This is a genomic window from Psychrobacter sp., from assembly GCF_035469765.1.
Classification (GTDB): domain Bacteria; phylum Pseudomonadota; class Gammaproteobacteria; order Pseudomonadales; family Moraxellaceae; genus Psychrobacter.
On the sequence record NZ_DATIRM010000243.1, the window covers coordinates 1 to 6,871 of the forward strand.

Sequence of the window (6,871 nt, forward strand, 5' to 3'; positions counted from 1 at the left end):
TGAATATCGTAAAACAAGCTTGCGGCGCTTAGTAGACATGATAGGGTCATCTTATTACCCGCCTGTTAATGATGCATAGGTAATATTGGTAACATTTATAGTTAGAGAGGCTTGATATTTTGAAAAATCAGTTTGAAGCATCCAAGAAAGAATACTTAACAAAATATACATGACCGCAAGTAATGCCATTCTAAGGTAGTGGGTATTCTTTTTACAAGCTTTATTTAAGCAGCTTGATTGTAAGTAGTAGAGTGCAGTAGCTTGCATGCAGTGACTCCTACTATTTTGTACTTACGTTCGACACTTTGATAGTCGATTAGAGCACGCCCTGCCCTGTAGTGGTCAACTAAAAGCCGTGCTTAACACCTCTCTAAAACAAGGCACGTTAGCCTTGAGGACTTTGTGTCATCTGACGACAGTATTCAGCTAAGTTATTTGGCAAGTCCTCAGGGCAAACACCACATTGCTGGTTACCAGGTACTGCATGATCTATAAATTTGGGATATGGCAGATCTAAGTTATTCATAATAGCTCTAAACTCTTCGATCGTTGTATCACCACCAAGCCTTGGATTACGCTTTTTTTCCTGAGCGATTGAAGAGACAAAGCGCTCTTTATAGTCGTGCGCAGGATAGACTAGCGTCTCATCTGGTAAAGAGAATAGCTTTTGGCGCACAGAATTATACAAGGCATCGGCATCACCGTGCTGAAAGTCAGTTCGACCACACCCTTCAATAAGTAGAGCATCGCCAGTAAATACACGCTCATTAAAGAGATAAGCAAAATGTCCTGCAGTATGACCTGGAGTATGCAATGGGTGCAAAGTAATCCCAGCAACTTTGAATGGTATGCCTTCTTCTAGCCCAACATCCGCACATGCCAGTCGGTCGTAGGCAGGTGCAGCGATCTTACTGCCAACAGCGCGCTTCATCTCTAGGGCTGCCGTGATGTGATCTGCATGAATATGCGTATCAACAGTGTAGGCCAGTTTCAGACCTAATTTATGTATCTCAGCTAGATCGCGATCCATCGTCGCAATGACAGGATCTATTAGTACTGCCTGTCCTGTATTGACGTCTCCTATAAGATAGGTATAAGTACTAGAGAGTGGCTCATATAGTTGTCGAAATATCATAATAAAACCTCGTTTAGTGATTTAATATTAACAGTAGTACAAGTTATTCGACATAAATGCGGTGCTAATAACCATCTATATATAGCACTTAGCAAGGCTCAAGGTTTACTAATCTTGTTTGCATTAATCGTTGACGACCAAGGTAAACCAGCATTTTGCCAACCGTTCACTACACGAAATCCCTTCATCTTACCCTCTTTTACTGTGCTTCCCTGAAAGCCATGATCGATATACTTTACGTTTGAAAACCCTTGGGAAATTAGATAATCTGCACTTGGTTTACCACGTTCTGAGCCAGAACGGCACATCGTCACAATGAGAGAATCCTTATCAAGTCCTTTAGCTTTTAGTGCCTTTTCAATCTCATTGACAAAATCTGGATTACTTTGCATAGCAAAGCTGCCTTTACTTTCATTGAACTGAGTGCGATCAGCTAGCTTAAAAGGAATATTGATATCCACGGCATCCGTAAAGCCAACAAACATGATTTCTATAGGGTCTCGTATATCAACAAACAACAACTCATCAGGATACTCCTGCACAAGGCTCCAGACCTCCTGTGGTGGCACAGATAACGCATCTTCCGCGCTGGCAGAAAAAATCATACCAAACATGAGGAATAACGACAAAATAATGGTTTTCATGCTCTCTCCATAGATACATACGATTCTTTTATGCCAGATGGCTGATGCTAATAGCCACTCTTGGTGGCATAAATATAGGTAATGATATTTGAGAAAGCCAAGGCATATTGAGTAACTAACAAGACTTAACCTTCTCAAAATCAATCGCTAAGTCACAAATTCATACTTGTTACAATGACTTCTTACTAAAATACCAATCCTTATACTCATAGCCTTCGTCAGCACGTCTTTCAGCTTCTGCAGCGGTACGTGGTGACGGCACAATGACAGGCTCACCCACCTTCCAGTTTTCTGGAGTAGCAACTTTGTTGCCATCACTGGTTTGCAAGGCATCAAGTAAGCGTAAGAACTCATCAACAGAGCGGCCATTACTCATTGGGTAATAGACCATCGCTCGTAATATACCTTCAGGGTCAATGATAAAGGTGGCACGTACTGCTGAGGTGTCACTGGCACCAGGTTGAATCATGCCATACGACTTGGCAACCTGCATCGACAAATCAGCAATAATAGGAAAGGTAATCTCTACACCAAAATTTTCTTTGATGTTACGCATCCAAGCAATATGCGAATGCACACTATCAATAGATAAGCCTAGCAATTCACAGTTTCTAGCTCGAAAGTCTTCAGCTTTATTAGCAAAGGCTATGAACTCCGTAGTACATACAGGCGTAAAATCTGCTGGATGAGAAAATAGTACTAACCATTTACCTTTGTAGTCAGCTAATGACTTCATACCATCAGTGGTTAACGCATTAAAGTCTGGTGACGGTTGGTTGAGTTGAGGGAATTGAATGACGTTAGTTGGTTCCATGTTGTCTTGGCATGAACAGTTTTCGCGTGAACGTTGATGGTTTCTCATTTTTTTATCCCTAGTTAGTTATTAAATCATTGCAATGATGCAATACATTAAATATAGCATAGTAATATACTAAAAAATATTATACAGTTTAATATAACTATTAGTTTTTCTAAATATGCCTTGTAACTTATTATCTGATAGCATGCTTTAAACTTGTATTATCAAAATTACTATCCAGCGGCTGTTCGCCATACAAGCAAATATAACAGCCGATAACTTCGTGAAAAACTGAGAGATATTATGAAACGAATCTTTATTCCTATTCTTACTGCAGTTGCCACTTTTTTAGCAGTTAGTTCTGCTTCTGCTGAAGAAACTCGTCATATCAAGGCATCAAAACCGTCGTTATTGGTTATTGTCACATCGGATGATGCTCAGGTGCAGCTAATGTCAATGGTGCTCACCATGCAATCAGCGAAGCAAGGAGCTGAAACCAACGTATTGCTCTGCGGTGCAGCTGGTGACATGGCGTTACGTGATGCGCCTAGCAGCGTCACTAAAGGCCAACCTCCAATGAATATGAGTGCACAAGGGTTGATGAAGACAGTGATGGAAAAAACCAAAACTAAAGTCGAAGTTTGCGCCATTTATCTTCCAGGTAAAGGCCTTGATCAAACTGCATTAATTGACGGTATTACAGTAGCAGACCCTGCCGCCATTGCTAAATTGATGGTCGATAAAAATACAAAAGTAGCCAGTTTTTAATGGGAAATTAGCAGCTTAAAAATTTCTCATGAAGGACAAAATATTCTTATGTCCTTGTTTTATATCAATATATTTTAGTTATCTATTTTAAACGGTATAGAAGGACATAGGGAATTATTATGAAACGACATTCAAGTAATCAAACCAATATATCGCAACAAGACGCTTTGGCGGCGTATCCTCATCGCGATGACGATCATAAACAACCAATAGTTTCAAAATTATTTAATCATCGTCAATTTATTGGTGCAGGCGTTGCAACTGGAGCGGTTATAGGCAGCATGTCACTGAATGGCTGCGTATCGTCGCCCACGGCTCAAGAAAAAGTTAATATTGTTATTGTCGGTGCTGGTATTGCAGGGTTAGCGGTTGCCAATAGGCTAAGTCGTCAACTTCCCAATGCCACTTTGACTATATTAGACAGTCGGCAAGCTCACTATTACCAACCTGGCTACACCTTGTTAGCCACAGGTGTTTGGAATAATACTGACAAAGTGACAGACAGTAACGCCAACCTTCTTCCTGCAGGAATAAACTGGATACAAGAAAATGCCCGTGAGTTTTCACCGGATAACAATCAGGTAATTACTGATAGCGGCAAAAAAATTGGCTATGACTATCTAGTGGTAGCAACTGGCTTAAGATTAGGTTTTGAGAAAATAGAGGGTCTTAATATTCAAGACTTAGGCACTGAGGGCATTGGTAGTGTTTATCATAGTCCAGAAATTGCTATAAAAACATGGCAACAAATAGACGCCTTTCGTCAAAAAGGAGGACGCGCCGTAATGGCACTAGCACATACTGACATGAAGTGTGCAGGTGCGCCATTGAAAATGACCTTTATGCTGCATGACAGACTCATACAAGCAGGTACACGACAAAATAGTGATATTCAGTTTTTTAGTCCACATCAGACTGTATTTAGTGTGCCTATCGTAAACGAAAATGTATTATCTCGCTGGGCATCTTATGATCCACCAATTGGCACAAACTTTGAGCAACGCTTAACTGGGATCGATAAAGCAGCAAAATTTGCCTATTTCACGGATTCAGAGGGTAATCAAAATCGACAAGATTATGATTTTATTCATGTTGTACCACCCATGTTTGCGGTAGACAGTATACTAAACAGCCCCTTAGCCAATAAAAATGGTTGGCTTGACGTTGATAAATATACGCTACAACACAAGCGCTATGAAAATATTTTTGGGGTCGGTGATATCAATGGCACGCCGAAAGGTAAAACAGCCGCAACCGTTAAGCTGTCTGCACCTATAGTGACCAATAATCTTATTGAGGTGATACAAGGTAAGGCACCCAGTCAAAAATTTGATGGATATACCTCGTGTCCGTTGTTAATCAAAGAAGGCGAGGCGATGCTTGTTGAGTTCGATTATGAAAATAATTTAACCCCAAGTGTGCCTTTGGTTAACCCATTAAAGGAAAGCTATTTTGCATGGTTTCTAGAAGAAATGATGCTAAAACCTGCTTATATGGCTGTTGCCAAAGGTCGAGTTTAACCTCGTATAATACAGATAGTCAGTATCTTTATAAGTTTCAATGAGCTGGCTACCGTTTATATAAGCGAGGACTTTTACTAAGTTTCGCTAACATTTGCAAAGGAACTGTCATGTTACTTTTAAATCAAGCATTTATGATGTTGTGGGAAGCTATATTAGAGAATGCGATGCTGGTCGGTGCATTATTTCTATTATTATTGATCACATGGAGTTATTGGGGCATTGCAGGTAGGCATCAAAAGCTAGCATATCGTTTTACCAGTGTACTAGCAGCTATTACAGCAGGGATTGGCTTTTTTACTTTGCCATTATTTTTTAATTCTAGTTTAGGAAGTCTCAATTATTGGGTGGATTGGGCCTTTCATCTGGCAATGGTAGCAGCATTGTTTGTTTATGCTTATGTGGTTATATTGCCACTGATAACCGGACTAGCCAATCATAGCGCTTGATATCCAAAAGAAAAAACACTGAGCTATGCTGAAGAAACCGTGCAAATAAACTTGGGATGTGTCAATTAGTCAAACCATTAACAGTTAGCAAAAAATGCAAAACATAACTCATCAAAGCAGAAGATAATCTTACCTTACCCTTTTTTCGGAGCGGACTGGTAAAGGAACTTTAATACACCTCGCGACTGTGACAAGACACGCCTAACACTATAACTATCAAAATAATCTTAAAAAACAATGCAATGAAAGGAATTGGATTGCGTAAATCACTGATCCATCCATGAGTGTAGTGGTCAACTAATTTAGGACACCTGATAATATAGTGGTCGATGAGTATGGTCAAGTTGCAGGGCTGGTGACGCCTTTAGATCTGTTTGAAGCTATTGCTGGTGAGTTTCCTGATGAAGATGAAACATTAGAGATTGTTAAACAAGAAGATCATTGGATAGCTGAGGGTACTATTAGCTTAGATCAGTTGCGTCTTGAATTAAATGAGCCAAGCCTATTAGGAGAAGCCGAACAGCTGACCATAGGTGGCTATATCAATTTCAAACTAGATGGTATTGCTCAAGTTAATGAGCACGTCAGCAGCGACGGCTTTATTTTCACGGTGTTAGAAACGTTATCGACAAGAATTCTTCTAGTAAAAATTGAAAGAGATATCGCTCAGTAAAACTCATTGCTTCTATAGCTATACTATAAACCGTCCCAGATTTGTCTTATTCTCTCAGGACATGAAGTCTTCGACAATCTCGGGGCGATTCATAGTCATCATGTGCTACTGCTATAAATTCTTCTTGCAAACTATCGATAGAAAATCTGTGAAAAATTCATCCCAGTAGCATTAAGTTAATCCTAAAACTAATCTACTATATATACCATAGGGGGTTAGCTTCAAAAACGTTCTCGTGTACTACTTGGCTTACGGCTTCTATATTCAACCTTCTTGTATCTTCATGTAAGCGTAATATCCTCGGTAAACGACTTATCCCTAACTGTCCATCTGCTAACGCATAATGTCTATAATTCTTGTTGATGATCTCATCACATTCGAACTCTATATATACCACACCTTTGCTTTCAGACTTAGCTATACGCACAATCGATATAAAAAAATCTTTCTTAATGAGTAACTTCTCTTTAGTAATATCTTCCAACGTATAGCTAGGCGTTCTTCCCAATTTAATTTTTTCCCAAAAGCTTCCTTCTTCTTTAATTTTGAGAAAGTTTTCAAGTTCACTTTTTAGATCGTCAAGCTCCCTAATAGACACTTTAATGTCATTTAATTTTTCTTTTATCGTAAAAAGTGGCTTACCCATCGCTTCTGAACGCTCCTCTATACTTAAATCCTGAGAAAGAATAAGATCACGGGATTTCATTAGTAATTTTCTGAAAGCCATTAGTTTGATTAACAAAATTTCACTATTAGTAGAATACATAGTTAAAGGCTGTAATCTAAAATCTCGAACACCTTCTATCATTTTCTGCAATAACTCATCCAAATGATAGAATAAATAGTCCTGCTCCCCTTTGGTGCTAAGTGTCATTTGAATTCT

At 39.3% G+C, this 6,871-nt stretch carries 8 protein-coding genes and 1 pseudogene; 4 read left to right on the plus strand and 5 right to left on the minus strand.

Annotated elements, in window-relative coordinates:
- Positions 1-54: 54 nt before the first annotated feature.
- The 4 genes from VLN09_RS06920 to VLN09_RS06935 all read right to left on the minus strand — a co-directional run bounded on the left by VLN09_RS06920 (position 55) and on the right by VLN09_RS06935 (position 2,641).
- Positions 55-267, minus strand: a complete 213-nt coding sequence (locus VLN09_RS06920; protein ID WP_325244970.1) for a hypothetical protein — start codon at positions 265-267, stop codon at positions 55-57.
- Positions 268-385: 118 nt separating this feature from the next.
- Positions 386-1,135, minus strand: a complete 750-nt coding sequence (locus VLN09_RS06925) for an MBL fold metallo-hydrolase (RefSeq protein ID WP_325244972.1) — start codon at positions 1,133-1,135, stop codon at positions 386-388.
- 98 nt (positions 1,136-1,233) lie between these two features.
- Positions 1,234-1,779 (minus strand): rhodanese-like domain-containing protein, encoded by a 546-nt coding sequence (locus VLN09_RS06930; protein WP_325244974.1) that lies wholly within the window; start codon positions 1,777-1,779, stop codon positions 1,234-1,236.
- A gap of 169 nt (positions 1,780-1,948) precedes the next feature.
- Entirely contained in the window at positions 1,949-2,641 is a 693-nt protein-coding gene (locus tag VLN09_RS06935) for a peroxiredoxin (protein ID WP_325244976.1), read from the minus strand.
- Between the two features lie 240 nt (positions 2,642-2,881).
- On the opposite strand from VLN09_RS06935, the gene VLN09_RS06940 reads away from it, so the two are divergent.
- The 4 genes and pseudogenes from VLN09_RS06940 to VLN09_RS06955 all read left to right on the plus strand — a co-directional run.
- Positions 2,882-3,346: a hypothetical protein gene (locus VLN09_RS06940; RefSeq protein ID WP_325244978.1), complete on the plus strand. Its 465-nt coding sequence runs from the start codon at positions 2,882-2,884 to the stop codon at positions 3,344-3,346.
- A 119-nt stretch (positions 3,347-3,465) separates the two neighbouring features.
- Positions 3,466-4,866: an FAD/NAD(P)-binding oxidoreductase gene (locus VLN09_RS06945; RefSeq protein ID WP_325244980.1), complete on the plus strand. Its 1,401-nt coding sequence runs from the start codon at positions 3,466-3,468 to the stop codon at positions 4,864-4,866.
- A 110-nt stretch (positions 4,867-4,976) separates the two neighbouring features.
- A complete protein-coding gene (locus VLN09_RS06950; protein ID WP_325244982.1) occupies positions 4,977-5,315 on the plus strand; it encodes a hypothetical protein in 339 nt (112 codons plus the stop codon).
- Positions 5,316-5,634: 319 nt separating this feature from the next.
- Positions 5,635-5,988 (plus strand): annotated as a pseudogene (locus VLN09_RS06955) (transporter associated domain-containing protein); the annotation flags it as partial.
- Between the two features lie 196 nt (positions 5,989-6,184).
- Here VLN09_RS06955 and VLN09_RS06960 read toward each other — a convergent pair.
- Positions 6,185-6,871 (minus strand): hypothetical protein (locus tag VLN09_RS06960; protein ID WP_325244986.1); only part of this gene is annotated, 687 nt, incomplete at its 5' end.